Here is an 18,202-nt window from a genome sequence, read left to right on the forward strand (position 1 = left end):
CTCATTTGCGGCCGTACCATTCTTCGAGCCGCATCAGCTGATCGTAATCGCCGTAGGGCGCATAAGCCGGATTGAGCTTGGCGGTGAACGGCTCGCTGCCGGTCAGCCATTTGCGCGCCACTTCGGCGAAGTTGCGATAGGCATGATCGAGGAACTCGCCCGGCGCCATGTCCTTGTCGGGGCACATCAGCCTGCCGAAATTGCCGCGGTAACGCGCCAGCGACCAATATTCGAAGGCCCGCGGGTCGCCGCTCACGCCCTCGAACCCGCCGGCGCGGCCGATCAGGCCGAGCAGGCCGAGCTGGAGCGCGAAACCCTCGGTTACCGTCTTCTGGCTCGGCGGCTGGCCGGTCTTGTAGTCGATGATTGCGAGCGCATCGTTGGCAAGCCGATCGATCCGGTCGACGCGGCCGTGCACGGTCACTCCGGCGAGCGGCGTTTCGCCGGTCGCCTCGGCGGCAAGCGGCCGGCGGCCGGCCGCCTGGTTGTCGCGCTCCATCGCCGCGATCCAGTCGATCGCCTCGAGCAGCCGCGGCGCCCACAGCGCGCGAAGCATCGGATGGATGGCCTCGTCCTTGAGCAGCCGCTCGGCGCGCGGACGAAGCCTGTCGGGGTCGCAATTGTCGTGCTGCAGCCACTCCTGCAGCGCCTGATGAACGGCAATGCCTTTCCACCGCGCCGTATGATCGTCGTCGACCGGATCGAGTGCGCGCAGCCTGAGGATCGCCTGCGCGTAGAAAGCGAACGGATCGGCCTTCAGCCGGTCGACCGCCGTAACCGAGATCTTCTCCGGACGCTGCGCCTGAGGTGGCGACGGCGCGGGGCGCTGGACCGGCTGCGCCGGGCCCGGGTCGTCGAGCGCCCGCACCAACCGTTCGAGCTTGACGTCGCGCGGCAGCCCGCCGCTGATCGCGTCAAGCCGAAGCAGGAAGCGCGAAGCGACGGTCGGCGACCTGGCATCGCGCCGGGCGCGCGTGATCAACACCTCGGGCGCCGCCAATGCGCTTGCGAAATCGTGAGCGGCAAGCCCGATGCGGCTTTCCAACGTCGGCATTCCTAGCGTCGCGCGGACCTTCGGCGGCAGCCACGGATCCGGGGTCGGCAGCGCAGGCCACACGCCCTCGTTGAGCCCCCCGAGTACGACCAGGTCGGCACGCTGGAGCCGCGCCTCGAGCAGGCCCCAGATGAAGATGCGCGGATGCCCGCCGTAGGGCGGCCGCACCGCCCGGCTGTCGAGCAGCTGGCGGAGCAACGGCACCGCGTCCTCCGCCGCGACAATCAGCTGCCGCGCGGCGCCGGACGCCTGCAGCTCGGCCAGCAGCTCCGCCGCCATGCGTCCATCCGGTCCGCGCCACGCGCGATCGCCGGCAAGCGCCTGCGCGGCGGCCGCGAGGGCGACGGCCAGCTGCGCCAGCGACCGCGGCTCGAGCAACAGGCCATCGATCGAGCGCACCCGCTCGCGCACCGCCTGCCATTCGCGCAAGCCTTTGAAATAAGCGTCGAGGCCGGCGATGCCGGCGGCGGGTCTTGGACCGCGCAGCTTGAGGTCGAGCACGCGCGCCGCTTCGAGCCAGGCCAGGCGCTCGTCGCCCTCGGCTCCCGCCAACGGGTGCTTGAGGAGCACGAGCAACGATACCGGCGCCAACGCCTCGCCGGCCGCCGCCAAGATGCTCAGCAGCAGCGTCCCCGCCGCGGTTCCGGACAGCGGCTTGCCGGCGCTGTCGTCGGCCTCGATTCCCCAACGGGCCAGCAGCGCCGAGACACGGCCGGCGAGCTGGCGATCGGGGGTTACAAGTGCGGCGATCTTGCCCGGCGTCTCCAGGGCCTCGCGCAGTGCGAGCGCGATTGCCTGCGCCTCGGTTGCGGGATCCGGCAGCTCGGCCAGGCGGATGCCGCTCAGCCGCCGGTCGACCGGCTTCAGCGTCTCCCATTTGTGCGAAAAATCGGGGGAAGCCATCGCGTTGGCGACCGCCCGCGAACGCACCGGCGATGAAGCCGCGCCGCCTGTCCAGCGCCATCGCTGCACCTCGCCGCGCGCAACGCCGAGGCGGTTGAGGAGGAGCTTCAAGTGGAATTGCGGGTGCGTCGGCTGGCCTCGCCCGTCCTCATCGGGGCCGAGCGCATCCCACTCTTCGTCCGGGAAGAGGTTCGGCAACCAAAGCCCTGCAAGCACGACCATTGCTTGCGGCATTCGCGCGACACGCCCGACCAAAGCCGCGACGGCCGGCGCTGCCGTGTTGATGCCCGCGGCGATCGTGAATCCCGATGGCGGCTGGACCTTCCAGCGATCGGCGAGCTGGCGGAGCAGCCGGTTACGCTTGTCGGCCAGGTCGATCGCGCCGCCGTCCGCGAGCAGGTGCGGCCACTGGTCGTAAATCAGCTGGAGCTTGAGCAGCGATTTCTCCCAGTGCGCCGCAAGGTCGGCAGTCTCCGCGACCGCGCCCTTCAGCTGGAGCGGATCAATCTCCTCGACCAACAATGCGTCGAGCGTCCGCCCGAGGTCGGCGGCCAGCCGCAGGCTTTCGGCACTCCCCTCTCCGCGGACCAGCGATGCCAGCCGCAACAGGCGTTCGGTCGGGTCGATCGCCGGCGGCAGCGGCTCATCGACAGAATCAAGCGCGCCGCCGATCCTCTCGTCGAGCTCCGGGTCGCCGACGGGGATCAACCGGGGGAGCAGCAGGCCGCTCCCGCTCTGCCGCACGAATGCGTCGGTCACGGCGCGGACCGCGCGGTTGTTCGGCAGCAGGATACGCCCCTGTGCCAGGCCCAAAGGGTCCTTGCCGAACCGCGCGATCAGGCCTGCCGCGAGCGCATCGGCGAAGCTCCGGTGCGACGGGATGGTGAAGACGGCCGGGCGCGCCGGCGCGTCAGGCATTCTCGAGCGCCGCTTCCGTCATCGGGATCGACTGCGGGGTACCGACGTCGAACCACAGGCCCTGGTGCACCGCACCGAACGCCCGGCCTTCCTCGATCGCCCGATCCCACAGCAGGTTGGTCGAGAATGGCCCCTCGGGCGCGTCGCGCAGGAGGCGCTTGGACACCATCTGGATGCCGGTGAAGACGAATGGCGCGACATGGCTGCGTTCGCGGCGGCGGATGCGACCGGCGCGGTCCATGTGGAAATCGCCCATGCCTTTGTGCCCCAGCGCGCGCGCCTGCGGCACCAGCAGCAGCAGCGCGTCCATCTTCTCCCCGTCCCACTGGGAGGCAAGCAATTTGATCGTGTCGGCAGGCCCGTCGATCCACAGATTGTCGCTGTTGAGCGCCAGGAACGGATCGCTGTCGATCAGCGGCGCCGCTTTGACCAGGCCGCCGCCGGTTTCCATCAGCAACCCGCGCTCGTCCGAGATCACGACCTCGAGCCCATGGTCGCGCGTCGCAAGATGCGCTTCGAGCGCGTCGGCGAGATAGTGGACGTTGACCACGACTTTCTCGACGCCCGACAAGCGCAACCTTTCGAGCACATGATCGAGGAGCGCCTTGCCGGCGACCTCGATCAGCGGCTTGGGCTTGGTCGCGGTCAGCGGCCGCATGCGTTTGCCGAGGCCGGCCGCCATGATCATCGCCGTTGTCGGGACTTCGGCCGCGACCTCGGCGCGCAGGCGCAGCGCACGGCGGGCGTTCATGCCGCCTCGCTCCACGGCTCGCGGCGATGTTCGGGGTGAATGTTCGTATCGAACCAATCGCGAACCGGCTTGAGGTGAGCGTGCGCGAGGTCGCGTTCGACGAGGCCCCACATGCGCGGCTGGAAACGCCGATATCCCGGCTTGTCGTCGCGCTTCCACAGCCGAGTGAAGACGCCGAGGATCCGGGTGTTGCGTTGGGCGGCGAGCGCCCAGTAAGCGCGCTCGAACGGCTCGCCGTGACCGGTCGCGGCGGCATAGCGGTCGATCATCGCACGCTCGACCTCGGGCGCGACGTCGCGGCGCGCATCCTCGAGCACCGAGGCAAGATCGTAGGCGGGGTGCCCGGCCACCGCGTCCTGGAAATCGAGCAGTCCGAAATGGGCGATTCCGCTCCGCCCCTCGACCAGCATGATGTTCTCGGCATGATAGTCGCGCAGCACCGTGACGGGTCCGAGGCCGTCGCTCGCGACCGAGGCCAGAACCTGGGTCCAGGCATCGCGGTAGGCACCGACGTCGACGTCCGCGCCGACCGCGGGACAATACCAGTCAGTGAAGAGCATCAGCTCGTCGAGCCACTGGTCAACCCCGTGGGGCTTCAGTCCGGGCATGGGCGGATGTCCGTGCAGATGGACCAACAGGTCCGTCGCCAGCCCGTACAGCTCGAGCTCTCGCCTCGTGTCCGCGTCGAGCGTCTCGCGCAGCCGCGCGTCGCCGAAGTCGCCGAGCAGCAGCAGACCCTTGTCGAGGTCGCGGGCGAGGATTTCCGGCGCGCTCAGACCACGTCCAATCAGCCACTCGGCAACCGCGATGAACGGCTGCGGATTTTCCTGTGGCGGCGGCGCGTCCATCAGGACAGCACGGCGGTCGCCGTGGATCACGCGGAAATAACGGCGGAACGACGCATCGCCCGCAAGCGGCAGGATTTCCGCTCCCTCCCAGCCCGAGGCGGCAAGGAAATCAGGCGCATGGGGCGGCAAGCTCATCTTGGGGGCCATCGGCCCTCCCATGACGGGGGCACCTTGGCTGTCAAGATTCTGTCGCTGTCCTGCGCGAACTCGAGCGACAGGCCGAGCGCGTCCGGCCACGCATGGGCCCCTGCCCGCTCCGGCCATTCGACCAGCAGCACGGCGTCGGCGGCGGCATCCAGCCCGAGCTCGTCGATTTCGGCTTGGTCTTCGATCCGATACAAATCTACGTGCCACAGCGGCGGATCGAGATCCTCGTACGGCTGCACGATCGCGAAGGTCGGACTCGGCACCTCCCCGCTATGGCCCAACGCCATGATCATGCCGCGGGCGAGCGCGGTCTTGCCCACCCCGAGCGGACCGGACAGCGTGATCACGTCGCCCGCCCGAACCACTCGCGCCAAAGCGGCGCCGGCGGCGGCGGTTTCCTGCTCCGTCGCAAGGATCATCGAGTCCCGCGCGGGATCGTCAGGGTGACAGTCGTTCCCTTGCCCTTGCTCGATTCGAGTTCGACGGTACCGCCGTGCGCCTCGATGAACTGTTGCGTCAGCGGCAGGCCGAGGCCGAGCGCGGCCTCGCCCCGGACACCCGCCTCGGCGACGCGATCGAAGCGGTTGAACACGCGCGGGAGATCGTCCTCGTCGATGCCCGAACCATTGTCGCGGATGCGAATCACGGCCTGCTTCTTGTCGCCCTCCGCAGTTAGTGAAACCCGGCCCTTGCGGTCGGTATAAGCGACCGCGTTCTGGAGCACATGCTCGATCGATTCGCGCAAGCGACGGGCATCGCCGAAGACATGACCCGCCGATCCCTCGATTTCGACGTCGAGCTTCTGCGCTTTCTCGGCCGCGCGCGGCTTCGCCGTCTCGACCGCCGCCCGGCACAGCCCGCCGATGTCCACCCGTTCCTTCTCGAGCGCCACTCCACGCGTGTCGCCGGTCGTCAGGTCGAGTACGTCGTTGATCAGCTTCGACAGCCGCTCGACCGATTCAAGGATCGCACTCACATAGTCGCGCGCTTTCGGGCTGAGCTCACCGGCATATCCGCCGCCCAGGAGCTCGCCGAAGCCGCCGATCGACGTCAGCGGGGTCCTCAGCTCGTAGCTCATGTTGGCGACGAAGTCGGTCTTCACCCGGTCGGCTTCCTCGAGCGCGGTCGCGCGTTCGCGCAACGCCGCCTCGATGCGCGTCGAATCGGTCACGTCGACCATCGTCAGCAAGGCGTTGCCATCAGGCAGCGGGACCGCGGCGAACTGGAAATGGCGGCCGTCGGTCATCGAGATGCGGCCCGTCGCCGACTGCCGCTCGTTCGTGGTCTGGCGGACCATCTCGCGAATCTGCGCAGCGGTGGTCGGATTGACCAGCTTGCGCGCCATGGCCGGGACCAGTTCATCGACACGCGGGTGCGTCGCAAGCCACTCCTCGTCGAGCTCCCAATCGTCGAGGAAGCGGCGATTCCACAGGTACAGCCGGCCGTCCCGCGCGAACACGCTGATCGCCTCGAACAGATTATCGAACGTTGCCGCCCGGACGCGCAGCAACGTGTCCCGCGCCGACGCCAGGCGAAGCTGCTCGGTTCGGTCTTCGAGGAACAGACGCAGCCCGCCGTCGGGGAGCGGCTGGGCAACGACCCGGATGTGGTCGCCGGCCGGCAGCATCCATTCCTCCTCGATCACTTCGTCCGGGCTGGCAAACCATGAGCGGCGCTCGTCCTTCCACGCAGGAAAGTCGCGGGTTTCGGGGAGCCGCTGCTCGTCACGCATGCGCTCGATCACGCGATCGAACTCGGGCCGCTCGGCCAGCCAATCCGGATCGAGCTGGGTCATGGCCGCGAACGGACGATTGAAGAAACTGAGCGTCCGATCGGCGTCGAACTGCGCCGTACCCGCGGTCATCCGGTCGGCGAGTTCGCGCTGCGATTCAATGTAGCGCGCGAGCTCGGCGCGGGCTTCCTCGAGATCCTGGACGTCGAGCGCAAAGCCGGCGACGGCGCCGGTCGACAGCGGCACGTCGACCATCCTCAGCATGCGCCGCTCGCCGCGGATGATCGCCGGCTGCATGCGCGACACGATGCGGCCGGTCTTCAGCGCCTCGCTGGCCTTGGCCGCGGGGCTATCGTCCCCCTCCGCGTCGATCAGCTCGGCACCGCGCTCGATGACTGCCGCGGCGTCGCGCCCCTCGACCGCGTGGACGAAGGCGCTGTTGACCAGTCCGAGCTTGAGGTCGGGCCCGCGGTACCACATCGGGAAGGGCGCGGCTTCGATGACCTGGGTCAGGGAATTGACGGCCGCCTCGGCCTGCCGCAGCCGCAGCGCCAGCCTGGCCCGGTCCTCCTCGGCGGCGCTGATGTCGACGCACCACAGCAGCAGCGTTCCGGGGAGCTGACCCGGCGCCGGCCCGCCGCGAATGTCGAACACCCGCGCGGACCCTCGCGCATGCACGGCGCAGGATAAATGGCCCGCGGACGCGCGCGCTGCCGAGACTGAGTCAGCGAGTCTCTCAAGATCCTCGGGAGCGATCCCGCCATCTTCCGCGACCAGTTCGGCGAGGATTGCGGGCGCCCGCTTGAGGCCGAGATCCCGCACCAGCTGTTGGTCCGCCTCGATGCGGTCATCGGCCCGAACGACGAGCGGTCGCGCCGGCATGAGCTCGAGGAGGCGGGCGTTGCCGCGCGCGCTGTCGAGCACTTGCTGGGCGAGCCGGAACCGGCGGGCCGCGAGGATTGACATGGCCGCGGCGAGCACGATCCACAGCAGCGCAAGTGCGGCTATTGCCAGCCTTCCAACGCTGAACGGCCCCATGATCGCGCGCGAACCCCCTGGCGCCAATTCATAGGGCGAAGCCGGTCAAAGGAAAGGCCGCCCGGGCGGCGCCGTCCACTGCCGATCGCGGGGCGCCGTTCGTCCCCGATTAGCGTGACATTAAAGTGACAGGTCGGGTGAAAAACTGAACGGCAGATGTACCGGCTGTTGCAGTGGCCCGCGAGATGCGGGACTCAGCCCTATCCACTGGGGAATAGGGGATACCAATCGTGACCAATCGTAAGCTGCTGGCCGCTACGGCCCTTTCATCCGGCGCGCTCTTTATGGCCGCGTCGGCGACTCCCGCCGTTGCCGCGACCGCGCCCCAAACGCAAACCGCGACCCCGGTGACGACCGTCACCGCGCAGGACGTGCAGACTCTCCCGACCAATTCGACCAATCCGGCGGACGTCATCCCGGCGACTCCGACCGGTCAGACTGCGCCGCGCTCGGACAACGCGATCACCGTCACGGGTTCACGCATCCGCCGTCCGAACCTCGAATCGGTGGTTCCGGTCACTTCGATCCAGGGCGAGCAATTCTTCCGCCAGGGTACGACCAGCGTCGGCGACGAGCTCAACGACCTCCCGCAGCTGCGCAGCACCTTCGCGCAGCAGAACTCGGGCCTCGGCATCGGCATCGCCAGCCTCAATCTCCTCGACCTTCGCGGCCTCGCGCCAAAGCGCACCCTGGTGCTCGTTAACGGCCGCCGCCACGTCGCGGCCGACATTACCTCCAGCGCCTCCGTGCCGGATGTCGGCTCCATCCCCAACGACCTGATCGACCGGGTCGATATCGTGACCGGCGGCAACTCGGCCGTGTACGGCTCCGACGCTATCGCCGGCGTCGTCAACTTCATCCTGCGGCGCGATTTCGACGGTCTCCAGGTCCGGGCGCAGGGCGCCGAGGCAGGCGCCGGCTTTGGCACCAACTATCTCACCTCGGCATTGCTCGGTCACAATTTCGACGGAGGCAGGGGCAACATCACTCTGTCCGCCGAATATACGCACCAGGACCGGGTGTTCGGCTCCGAAGTCCCGTGGCTGGCCCGCGACGTCACCAACGCAATTGTCGTCGACGCCGATCCGGGCGGACTTGCCAACGGCAGCGATGGCTTCCCCGATCGCATCGTCGCGCATGACATCCGTCAGGCGACGACCAGCCTCTACGGCATGATTCCATTCTCTTATAACGGATCGATTACCGCGGGAACGGGCTCTGTAGGAACGTTCGGCTGCGGACAGGGAATTAGCAACAGCAACGGTGCGCCCGCCAACGCTGGCCAAGCCTATAACTGCAACTTTATATTCCTGCCGGATGACACACTGACGCGCCAGACCGGCGCGCGTTACACCACTGGCCCACTCGGCGGTTATATCGGCGGCAACAACACTAACGGCCGCGAAGGCGACCTCCTGTCGATCTTCCCGAAGACCAACCGGTATAACCTGAACGCGGTCGGCCATTATACGATCAGCGACGCCTTTGAACCCTTCTTCGAGGCAAAGTGGGCCCACCAGGAAGTCGAGGGCAATAACGCCAGCCCATCGGCGCTCAGCGGCAATTTCAATCTCGGTGACATTCGCGAGCGAATCCGGCTCGACAACCCCTTCCTGACGTCCGCCCAGCGGACCCAGATCACGACCTTGCTGACCCAGTCAAATTGCGCCCCGACGACCGGCGGGTCCTGCGCCTTTTTCACTGCGCCCTCTTTCGGCGCGGCGACCACTCCGGTCACGAGGGGCCTTGGGACCTATGCGCCTGTCCAGACGGTAACCGGTCAGCTCAATACCGCGCGGCTCGGCAGTGCGACCGGACCTGTTGTCAACGACGCCGCGCTGATCGCCAACGGCACGTACCGCTTCACCACGGCGCGCCTCCTCGATGACCTCGGCATCCGCGACGAGCATTTCAAGCGCAACACCTATCGTGGCGTCCTGGGCGTTCGCGGCACGTTCAACGACGACTGGAGCTACGAAGTCTCGGGCAACTATGGCGAGTTCCACGAGGACAACCATGTCTTCGGCTTCCTCGATCGCCAGCGGCTCATGTTGTCGCTCGATGCCGGCCGGAATCCCGCCACGGGGCAGATCCAGTGCCGTGCACAGTTCGACCCGGCCGCCCGGATCGCGCTCGACCAGACCGTCGGGGCACCTTTCTTTGATACGACCAACTTTGTGAATCCGGCGCCCGGCGTGAACGAACTCAATGCCGCACAGGCCGCCGCTGCGGCCGCGGCCCGCCTCAACGCTGATATCGCAGCCTGCGTGCCTTACAATCCGTTCGGGTCGACCGACAATAGCGCTGCGGCAGCCTATATCGGCGTTGTCTCGCACAAGACGGCGAAATTGACGCAGCTGGACCTCAACGGCTTCGTGAACGGGGACACGAGCCAGTGGTTCTCGCTTCCGGGCGGCCCGGTCAGCTTCGTGCTGGGCGGCGAATACCGCCGGGAAACCGGGCTATATAGGGACGATCCCTATGTGACGCAGCAGGCGACCAACAATGTCATTATCACCGACTTCGTGCCGCCGCCATTCCACGTGGCTGAAGCGTTCGGCGAACTTAACATTCCAATCATCAAGGATCAGCCCTTCTTCCATGAGCTGACCCTCAGCGGTGCGGGACGTTATTCGCACTATAAGAAGAGCGTCGGCGATACTTGGACCTACAACTTCGGCGGCGAGTGGGCGCCGGTTCGCGACATTCGCTTCCGTGCCAATTACGGCAAGGCCGTTCGCGCTCCCAACATGTCGGAAACGGCATTCCCGCCGGTGGCCAACTTCTCCCCGAATTTCGCCGACCCATGTTCGTCAGGAAATATCGGGGCCAACGCAAACCGGACGACAAATTGCACAACCGCCCTCACGGTAGCGGGCGTATTCGTCCAGCCGCCGAACGTTACGCAGTCGCTGGCCGTCATCAGTGCCTCCAATCCACTGCTCAAGCCTGAGGTTTCGCACTCACTGACTCTCGGTTTTGTGGCCCAACCGCGCTTCGTTCCCGGCTTTTCGGCCAGCGTCGACTATTTCGACATCAAGGTCAAAGACGTGATTGTCGGGTTGGGTGCTCAGCAGGTTGCCAACCTCTGCTACGACTTGCCGTCGCTGAACAATCCGTTCTGCGGACTGTTCACCCGCTGGTTTGGTCCGGGCAACAGCACGCTGAATGACCAGCCGGGCCAAATCCTTTCCAACTCCCTCCAGCAGATACCGCGCAACTTTGCTGCGCGGATTCGACGGGGCATCGACCTTAATGCCAATTATCGTGCGCATCTCAGCAGCAAGGTCACTCTCGACACCGGGCTGATCTGGAGCCACGTGATCAAGAACAGCAACTACAACGATCCGACCAATCCGAAGTTTGAAGACCGTATCCTTGGTGAGCTTGGCGATCCTCAGGACGAGGCACGTTTCGACGCTGACCTGAAGATCGGCCAGGTGACCCTCGGTTATCAGGCGCACTTCATCGGTCCGATGTGGGTCGACCTGTTCGAGGATTGGAACCCGCTCCCGGCCGCCTGCCCCGCGGGGCAGACGACTCCCGGCATAGGAGGATGCCCACCGAACAATGCGGACTTCGCCGATGTTCAAAAATACCCGGCGATGTCCTATCACTCGGTGCGCTTCCAGTGGGACACCGGGCCGGCACTCCGCTTGAAGAACATCCAGGTCTACGGCGGCGTCGACAATATCTTCGACAAGCATCCACCGTTCAACCTGCCGCCAGGCGGCTCGCTCGCGAGCGACCGTATCACCGGTGGCCAGACTGCGATCTACGATGCTCGCGGACGCAACTTCTACGCCGGCATCAAGCTCCGCTACTAACCGGGATTGAGCGAGTAAGTATTGGAGCCGGGGGGAAACTCCCGGCTCCTTTTCTTTGCGCACTGGAAAGCCGGCCCCGCCCCTGCCAGAAACGCTCCGTGAGCAATAAGGTCAGCCAAGCACACGCGCTCATAGCGCGCGGCGATGTCCGCGGCGCCGCACGCATTCTCGAGCAGGCGGAGCAGACGGGTGACGCCCTCGGCGCGCGCGAGCTGGCCTTGTGGTATCTCGAGGGCCGGCTGCTCCGACGCGATCTCGCCACATCACGCGCGCTGTTTGAACGCGCTGCCGCTCTCGGCGACGCGACCTCGGCAACTGTTGTTCGCGCCTTCGTTGCCGGAGGGGTAGGTGGCCCCGCTGACTGGCCACGAGCGATCGATATGCTTCGCCAGGCCGCGCCCGGCGATCCCCAAGCCGCGGCACAGCTGCAGCTGATCGAAGCCATGACGCTGGGACCCGACGGCGAACCGGCCGGGACCTTCGCCGCCGAAAAGCTCTGCGATGGCCCCGAAGTGCAGGCCTTCCTCGCTTTGTTCAGCCCGGCAGAGTGCGACTATCTGATCCGCACCGCCGGGCCGATGCTGCAGCCCAGCATCGTCATCGATCCGCACACCGGCCGACATATTCCCAACCCGGTCCGCACCTCGAGCGGCGCGGTCTTTCCTTTCGTCGACGAAAACCCCGCGATCCACGCGCTTAATCGCCGGCTGGCGGCGGCCAGCGGATCCGATGTCCGCGCGGGCGAGCCGATGTGGGTCCTCCACTACGCCCCCGGAGAGCAATATCACGAGCATAGCGACGTCTTGCCCGGGATCGCGCCGTCGCAGCAGCGGGTGATGACCTTTCTCGTCTATCTGAACGAGGATTATGAGGGCGGTGAGACTGTCTTCCCCGCCGGGGGCGTCAAGTTCCGCGGTCGCGCCGGCGACGGGCTTCTCTTCCGCAACGCCGCACCGGACGGAACGCCCGACCCGCGCTCGGTCCACGCGGGACTTCCCGTCACCCGCGGCATCAAACATCTCGCCTCACGGTGGATCCGCGCGGCGCCTCTGGTGCTCGAATGATCTGACGCGATTGCTCTCAAAAAAGAAGGGCGGGGTCTCCCCCGCCCTCCCGAACAATTGGTTTTCGTCTGGATGCTTAGAAGCTGCTCGTCAGGTTGATGAAGACCGAGCGGCCGAGATAATCATAAGGGCCGCCGCCAAAGTAGTTCGCGATCCGGAAGTACTGACCGAACGGATCCTGAGAGTCGCTGATCGTTGGCGGCTTTTCGTTGAACAGGTTCTTCACGCCCACCGTGATCTCTGCGCGCTTCTTGTACCTGTATCGCACCGACACGCCATGCTCCCAATAGGCCTCGGCCACGAGGTCTTCCTGGTACGGTTGGCCCGCTATGCCCGTGCCGCCGTTGGTCGGATAGAGCAGATTCGGTTGGACCAGCTCGTTCGCGCTCGAACGGCCGATGTACTGGACTCCCCAGCGGAACGTGAATGGTCCCCTCTCGTACCGGGCGTCAAGGTTTCCAGTCCACTTCGGACCTGAGCCGAAGCCTGGGTAACCGAGAGTCCCGTTATACTCGAACAGCCCATTGCCCTGGAAGATTTCGAGCTGCTGATGGACCATCCTCGTCGCCTGGAGCTCCGCGATGAACCGGCCCCCAGCCACCCGCGTTGCGTAGCGGCCATTGAAGTCGATGCCCGCGGAAATCTGCCGAGCCAGGTTGAGATAGGGGTTCTGGAAGCTGATGATCGTGCCCGGATAAGCTGAGCCAACCGGGAAGCGCCCGTTGATAAACGGACAGTAATTGTTGTTGGGGAAGGTCGATGGATCGGCCCCATAACAAAGGTTGAGGATCGTCAAACCCAGCGTTCCCACCTCGTTCGTGACCAGGGTGTGGAAATAATCGACCGCAAGCGATAAATCGGCAACCTCGCGCGGAGCGGTGACCACGGCGCCGAAGCCGTAACTCTTCGCCTTCTCCGCCTTCAAATTGGCGCGACCGCCTGCCGTGTTCACGAGAATGCTGTTCGCGTTCACGTAGGTAAGCGCTTCGTTTACAGCCGTGGTCGGATTATCGAGGATGGGCGTCAGCTCACGCAAGCAATTCTGGTACGTCGGCGTTGTCGGACTAAGCGTGCCGAACGAGTCGCACGGGTCGCTCCCGCCACCAAAGAACCCCGTCTGATTGTTGACGAACTGCTCATACAGGTTCGGCGCGCGGAAGTTGGTGCCCAAGCTCGCGCGGAAGCGGATGAGGTCGGTCGGAGCATATTGAGCATTCAACCGATAGACGAAACCTGATCCGTACGATTTGTAGTCGGTGTAGCGGCCGGACGCTGCAACCTCTAGGCTCTTGGCGAGCGGCCTGTCCTTGAGCAGCGGAATGTTGACCTCGCCATAGGCCTCTTTCACGCTGTCGTAGCCGGCTGTGATGCCTTCGTTGGTCCGATTGTACAATTGCCCCGCCTGGGCATCCGGAGACGGCGTGTTAGTGATCCTGTCGCGGCGATATTCGAACCCGACCGCCGCCCTGACCGGACCCGCCGGCAAATCCAGCACGGTGCCGTCGAGGTTCAGCGAGAGCGTATCCTGGTTGAACCTCGTGCGCTGGACCTGCGGGACGTACAGATAGTCGTACAGCGCCTGCGGAATATGGCCGCCGATGAGAATGTTCGGGTTGAAGATATCGAGCGGGACGCAGGTGCCGCCGTTATAAGCGCCGTTGGTCACATTGCTTGCGCAGGTGAAACTGACGCCGGCCCGGGCCTCGCCCGGAATGGCCGTCGTTATGAACTGAGAAGGCGTCCCCGTCGGGGCGACCGCCGTCATCAGGACGTTGCTCATCGTCGTAATTGTCGGATTGCTCAGCTTCTCGTTCGCATCGGTGCGCGAGAGCTGGACATTGGCGTCGTAACGCCAGTCGCCGACGCCCATGTCGCCGCGAAGACCGGCATTAGCCCGCCAGAAATCGACCTTCTGGCTCGCTCTTTGAAGCTGGTCAGGAAGAATGAACGGGTTGAACCGGTTGATTCCGAAGATGCCGCAACAGGCTGAGTAAGGCGTGGTCGCGGTGAGGAACGAGTTCGGGAAGAACGGGCTGCTCTTATAATTCGGGAACGCCGCACCGCCCGGTTGGCTAGGCGGGGCATAATTGGTGATCGGGCAGCTTGTCGTGCCGTTGGGGCAATAATAAGCGTTGCCGCCGTAAATCTCGATGTTCGGGTCGAGCTGCGCCGTCTGGATGCTGATCTGCGTCGCACTTTTCTGAACCGACCTACGGCGGGTAAATAAGGCTTCGCCGTAGATTTCGGCATTGCCCAGGACATCGGTTTGATAGGCGCCGTTCAGGTAGCCGGTGATGGTCCTGACCGGAGAGATCACGCTGCTCGCGAGCTGCGGTCCGCTCTTGATCGGACGGAGGAGGAAGTTGTTCACGGCAAGGGGCTGATTGATGTCGCCGTTGCGGTACGACTTACGGCCGAGCGTGTAGATGTTGCCGTAATAAGGGAAGAACGTCCCATAAAGGCCGTAACCGCTGGCAATGCCGCTGCCGGCCGAGCCGTTCGGCCCGAACGCGAAGCATGCGAGTTGACCAGTCGCCGGATCGACCTGACCGACCTCATGACCGTTCTGTTGATAGAGCGCGCGCGGGCAACGCCAATCCGGGTTGTCCTGGAAGCGCACGCCGTTGCGCTGGCGATATTCCACTGACGCCAGGATATACCCGCGATCGAAGGTTTTGCCGGCGGTAACCGATCCGCGATAGGTCCGCCCGGCGGCCCCAACCAGGTTCAGAGGAAGGTCGGCATAAGCGTCGAGCGTAACGCCGTTCAGCTTGGTGTCGGTGATGACGTTGATCACGCCCGCGATCGCGTCCGACCCGTAAACGGCCGAGGCGCCTTCGCGCAGCACTTCGATGCGCTGGACCACCGCTGTCGGAAGCACGTTGAGATCGGCCGCAACCAGCTGGCTGCCGACGCCCGCCGGCGCCAGGCGGCGGCCGTTCAGCAGGACGAGCGTCCGCTGCGAGCCCAAGCCCCGCAGACCGACGGTATTGGCTCCCTGGCCACCCTCGCTCAAGAAACCGAGGAATGCGCTGCTGATTTGCGACGTGCCCGAGGTAATCGAGGCATTCTGCAAGGTTTCGGCCGTGCCGCTCGCGCCGGCCAGAATCTGGTCGTCGCGAGTGACGATCGTAACCGGCGACGGTGTGTTGAAGTTGTCGCGGCGCAGGCGCGATCCGGTGACGACAATCGCACCACTCGTGACCGGCTGGCCATTTGCGTTGGTTGGCAGCTCGGTAGCAGGAGGCAGCTGGCTGCTCTCCGCCGTCTTCTGGGGAGTGGTCTCCACTGGGGCGCCGGTGACCTGTGCCAGAGCCGGCGTGGTCGACAAAGCAACGAGAGAAACAGAGGAGAAAATGGATGCGGTGATGCGGCGCATGGGTGAACAGCCCTCCCAAAAGATAATATTTCTATTGGGAGGGTGTGACTTGAGAACCTTGAAAATAAAACCCTTTCGCGGCGCTCGGACTCAAATCCCCAGTTGCTGTAACATTAAAGCCACAGGGCTGGCGGCCAGGCGAATTATTGCCGCCATTGATCAAGTGTGTCGCCGAGTGCGTCCTGGAGGTCGCCAAGCCACGGCTCGTAGCTGCGCCAGCGGCCAAACCCCTTGCGGTTGATGGGCTGGCGAACCTGTTGCGAGCTGGGGGTAAGGACCGGGCGGTCGGTGTCATAGAATCGAAGGCACGACTCTTCGAACGGAAGCCCGACATAATCGAGCAACCGGCGGACGTTGGCCTCGAGATCGTCCACCAGATCGTCATATAGCAATTTGTGGATTCTGCCCGGCGCAATGTCGGCGAAGTGGCGCATCAAACGGACATAATCAGAATAATAAAGCCCTGCGTCCGCCAGCGAATAGCTGTAACCGACTCCGTTATTGTAATGCTGCGTATAATTCGCAAAGCAGCAATCCATCGGATTGCGCCGAACGTCGATGATCTTGGCATTCGGCAGGATCGTCGCGATGAGGCCCGCAAATCGCCAGTTGGCGGGGTTTTTGTCGATGAACAACGGCCGCTCGCTAAGCCGGTGATGCCGCGCCCATTTCAGATAAGCTCCGCCGAGATCGGCAAGCTCGCGCTCGCTCGCGCGTGCAAGGCCCAGCTGCCACGAAACGTTCGGGTTGCGCTGCGAGATTTCGGTGCCGAGCTGGAGGATATAGAATAACTCCTCGGTGCCTTCTACCTGCGAATGCGACGACAGAATTTGCTCGACCAGCGTTGTTCCGGCTCGTTGCATCCCGATGATGAAGATGGGGTCAGGCCGCGGGTCGCCCAGCCCCTCTCTCTGCTTGAAGAATGCGGGCGTGAAGATCTTTTCCGAATTTGCGACGTCGGACGTGACCTTCGCCGTGTCATACGGTTCAAGCTCCCGCTTGATCGCGTTTCCGAGCTTCAGCTGCTCGGCGGCGTCCTCAAAACGCTTGGCTTGATCGAACGCCTTGGCGAGCGCGAAATGAATCTGGCCTCGCGACTCCGGATCGACTGTGGGATCGCTGAGGAGCTCTTCCATCCGCTCGATATCTGAATCGAAAAGCTTCGACACCTTGAGGTTGGCGATCTCCCACCAGGCGAGGCCGTATTTCGGATTAAACGCCACCGTCGTCCGCAAGGCGGCGATGGACTGGCCGAATTCGCCAAGGCCGTTCAGCAGGATTGCATAGTTCGACCAGGCCAACCAGTGCGTGGGATCGAGCTTGAGAAGCCGGTCGTACCACGGGATCGCATCCTTGACGCGGCGGAAGCGGACCAGGATCGACGAGTAGAGCGAGACGACGTGAATGTTGGTCGGGTCGATCTCGAGCGCGCGGCGGAGGATTGTCAGCGCCTCCTCACCCCGGTCCTCGCTGATCTGGGCAAAGCTCAGGTGATTGACCAGCTTCGCCATGCCGAGCAAGGCATCGACGCAATCCGGGTCGACCTGGAGCGCCCGCGTCAAAATCCGCTGCGCATCGTCGAAGAACTCGCACCTGGCCGCAATCTCGGCCATCATCGCCATCGCGCGCGCATCGTTCGGATACTCGGCCGCGTACTGGCGCACGATGATCTCGGCGGCTTCGTCCTCCGCGGCGGACAGAAGCGTCGCGGCCTCTATAAGCGGCGCCGGGAGGTCGGCATCGGGGTCGGGCCGCGGCGGCGCGCTTTGCGCCAGCCGCTCGACCACGTCGCGCAGCAACTTCGCCGCATCCTCGTCGTAGGGATTGGCCGCCACCAGCTCCCGCGCAAGCTCGCAGGCACGTGGCAGGTCCGTGCGCGCGACGTCTTCAATCCGCTCGCCGCTCAGCTCGATCGTCGCCATCAGTAGCGATAATGGTCCGGCTTGAACGGACCGTCTTGTGACACGCCGATATAGCTTGCCTGTTTGTCGCTGAGCCGCGTCAGCTTCACGCCGAGCTTGTCGAGGTGCAGCCGCGCGACCTTCTCGTCGAGCTGCTTGGGCAGCACATAGACATCGTTTTTGTACGCATCGGACTTGGTCCACAGCTCGATCTGCGCCAGCACCTGGTTGGTGAAGCTCGAGCTCATCACGAAGCTCGGGTGGCCGGTCGCGTTGCCGAGGTTCACCAGCCGGCCCTTGCTCAGCACGATGATCTTCTTGCCGTCGGGAAACTCGACCTCGTCGACCTGCGGCTTGATCTCGGTCCATTTCATGTTGGCCAGCGCGCCGATCTGGATCTCGCTGTCGAAGTGGCCGATGTTGCACACGATCGCCATGTTCTTCATCGCCCGCATGTGGTCGAGCGTGATCACGTCCATGTTGCCGGTCGCGGTGCAGAAGATGTCGGCGCGGGTCACCGCTTCCTCCATCGTCACGACCTCATAGCCTTCCATCGCCGCCTGCAGCGCGCAGATCGGGTCGATCTCGGTGACAATGACGCGCGCGCCTCCGTTGCGCAGCGATTGCGCCGAGCCCTTGC

The 18,202-nt window shown here is 64.8% G+C and carries 10 protein-coding genes; 2 read left to right on the forward strand and 8 right to left on the reverse strand.

Annotated elements, in window-relative coordinates:
- Position 1: 1 nt before the first annotated feature.
- Genes ACJ8FR_RS06880 through ACJ8FR_RS06900 form a run of 5 tightly spaced genes read right to left on the reverse strand, consistent with a single transcriptional unit; the run spans position 2 to position 7,391 of the window.
- Complete coding sequence (locus ACJ8FR_RS06880) at positions 2 to 2,875, reverse strand: PD-(D/E)XK nuclease family protein (protein ID WP_407827886.1); 2,874 nt, start codon at positions 2,873 to 2,875, stop codon at positions 2 to 4.
- Positions 2,868 to 3,626 (reverse strand): nucleotidyltransferase family protein, encoded by a 759-nt coding sequence (locus tag ACJ8FR_RS06885; protein WP_407827887.1) that lies wholly within the window; start codon positions 3,624 to 3,626, stop codon positions 2,868 to 2,870. The genes ACJ8FR_RS06880 and ACJ8FR_RS06885 overlap by 8 nt, the downstream gene beginning before the upstream one ends.
- On the reverse strand, positions 3,623 to 4,621 hold the full coding sequence (locus tag ACJ8FR_RS06890; RefSeq protein ID WP_407827888.1) for an aminoglycoside phosphotransferase family protein: 999 nt from the start codon (positions 4,619 to 4,621) through the stop codon (positions 3,623 to 3,625). The genes ACJ8FR_RS06885 and ACJ8FR_RS06890 overlap by 4 nt, the downstream gene beginning before the upstream one ends.
- Positions 4,606 to 5,040, reverse strand: a complete 435-nt coding sequence (gene tsaE, locus ACJ8FR_RS06895; protein ID WP_407827889.1) for a tRNA (adenosine(37)-N6)-threonylcarbamoyltransferase complex ATPase subunit type 1 TsaE — start codon at positions 5,038 to 5,040, stop codon at positions 4,606 to 4,608. The genes ACJ8FR_RS06890 and tsaE overlap by 16 nt, the downstream gene beginning before the upstream one ends.
- Positions 5,037 to 7,391: an ATP-binding protein gene (locus ACJ8FR_RS06900; protein ID WP_407827890.1), complete on the reverse strand. Its 2,355-nt coding sequence runs from the start codon at positions 7,389 to 7,391 to the stop codon at positions 5,037 to 5,039. The genes tsaE and ACJ8FR_RS06900 overlap by 4 nt, the downstream gene beginning before the upstream one ends.
- A gap of 230 nt (positions 7,392 to 7,621) precedes the next feature.
- Between ACJ8FR_RS06900 and ACJ8FR_RS06905 the strand changes: the two genes are divergently transcribed.
- Together ACJ8FR_RS06905 and ACJ8FR_RS06910 are read left to right on the forward strand one after the other, a co-directional pair.
- A complete protein-coding gene (locus tag ACJ8FR_RS06905) occupies positions 7,622 to 11,218 on the forward strand; it encodes a TonB-dependent receptor domain-containing protein (protein WP_407827891.1) in 3,597 nt (1,198 codons plus the stop codon).
- A gap of 98 nt (positions 11,219 to 11,316) precedes the next feature.
- Positions 11,317 to 12,282, forward strand: coding sequence for a 2OG-Fe(II) oxygenase (locus tag ACJ8FR_RS06910; RefSeq protein ID WP_407827892.1), 966 nt, complete (start codon positions 11,317 to 11,319; stop codon positions 12,280 to 12,282).
- Positions 12,283 to 12,358: 76 nt separating this feature from the next.
- On the opposite strand, the gene ACJ8FR_RS06915 is transcribed toward ACJ8FR_RS06910, so the two are convergent.
- The 3 genes from ACJ8FR_RS06915 to ACJ8FR_RS06925 form a co-directional block, all read right to left on the reverse strand.
- On the reverse strand, positions 12,359 to 15,661 hold the full coding sequence (locus ACJ8FR_RS06915; protein WP_407827893.1) for a TonB-dependent receptor domain-containing protein: 3,303 nt from the start codon (positions 15,659 to 15,661) through the stop codon (positions 12,359 to 12,361).
- 143 nt (positions 15,662 to 15,804) lie between these two features.
- Positions 15,805 to 17,583: a sulfotransferase gene (locus ACJ8FR_RS06920; RefSeq protein WP_407827894.1), complete on the reverse strand. Its 1,779-nt coding sequence runs from the start codon at positions 17,581 to 17,583 to the stop codon at positions 15,805 to 15,807.
- The coding region (locus ACJ8FR_RS06925) for an adenosylhomocysteinase (RefSeq protein WP_407827895.1) at positions 17,583 to 18,202 on the reverse strand (620 nt) is incomplete at its 5' end. The genes ACJ8FR_RS06925 and ACJ8FR_RS06920, both read right to left, overlap by 1 nt.

This window comes from Sphingomonas sp., from assembly GCF_045810705.1.
Lineage (GTDB): Bacteria > Pseudomonadota > Alphaproteobacteria > Sphingomonadales > Sphingomonadaceae > Sphingomicrobium.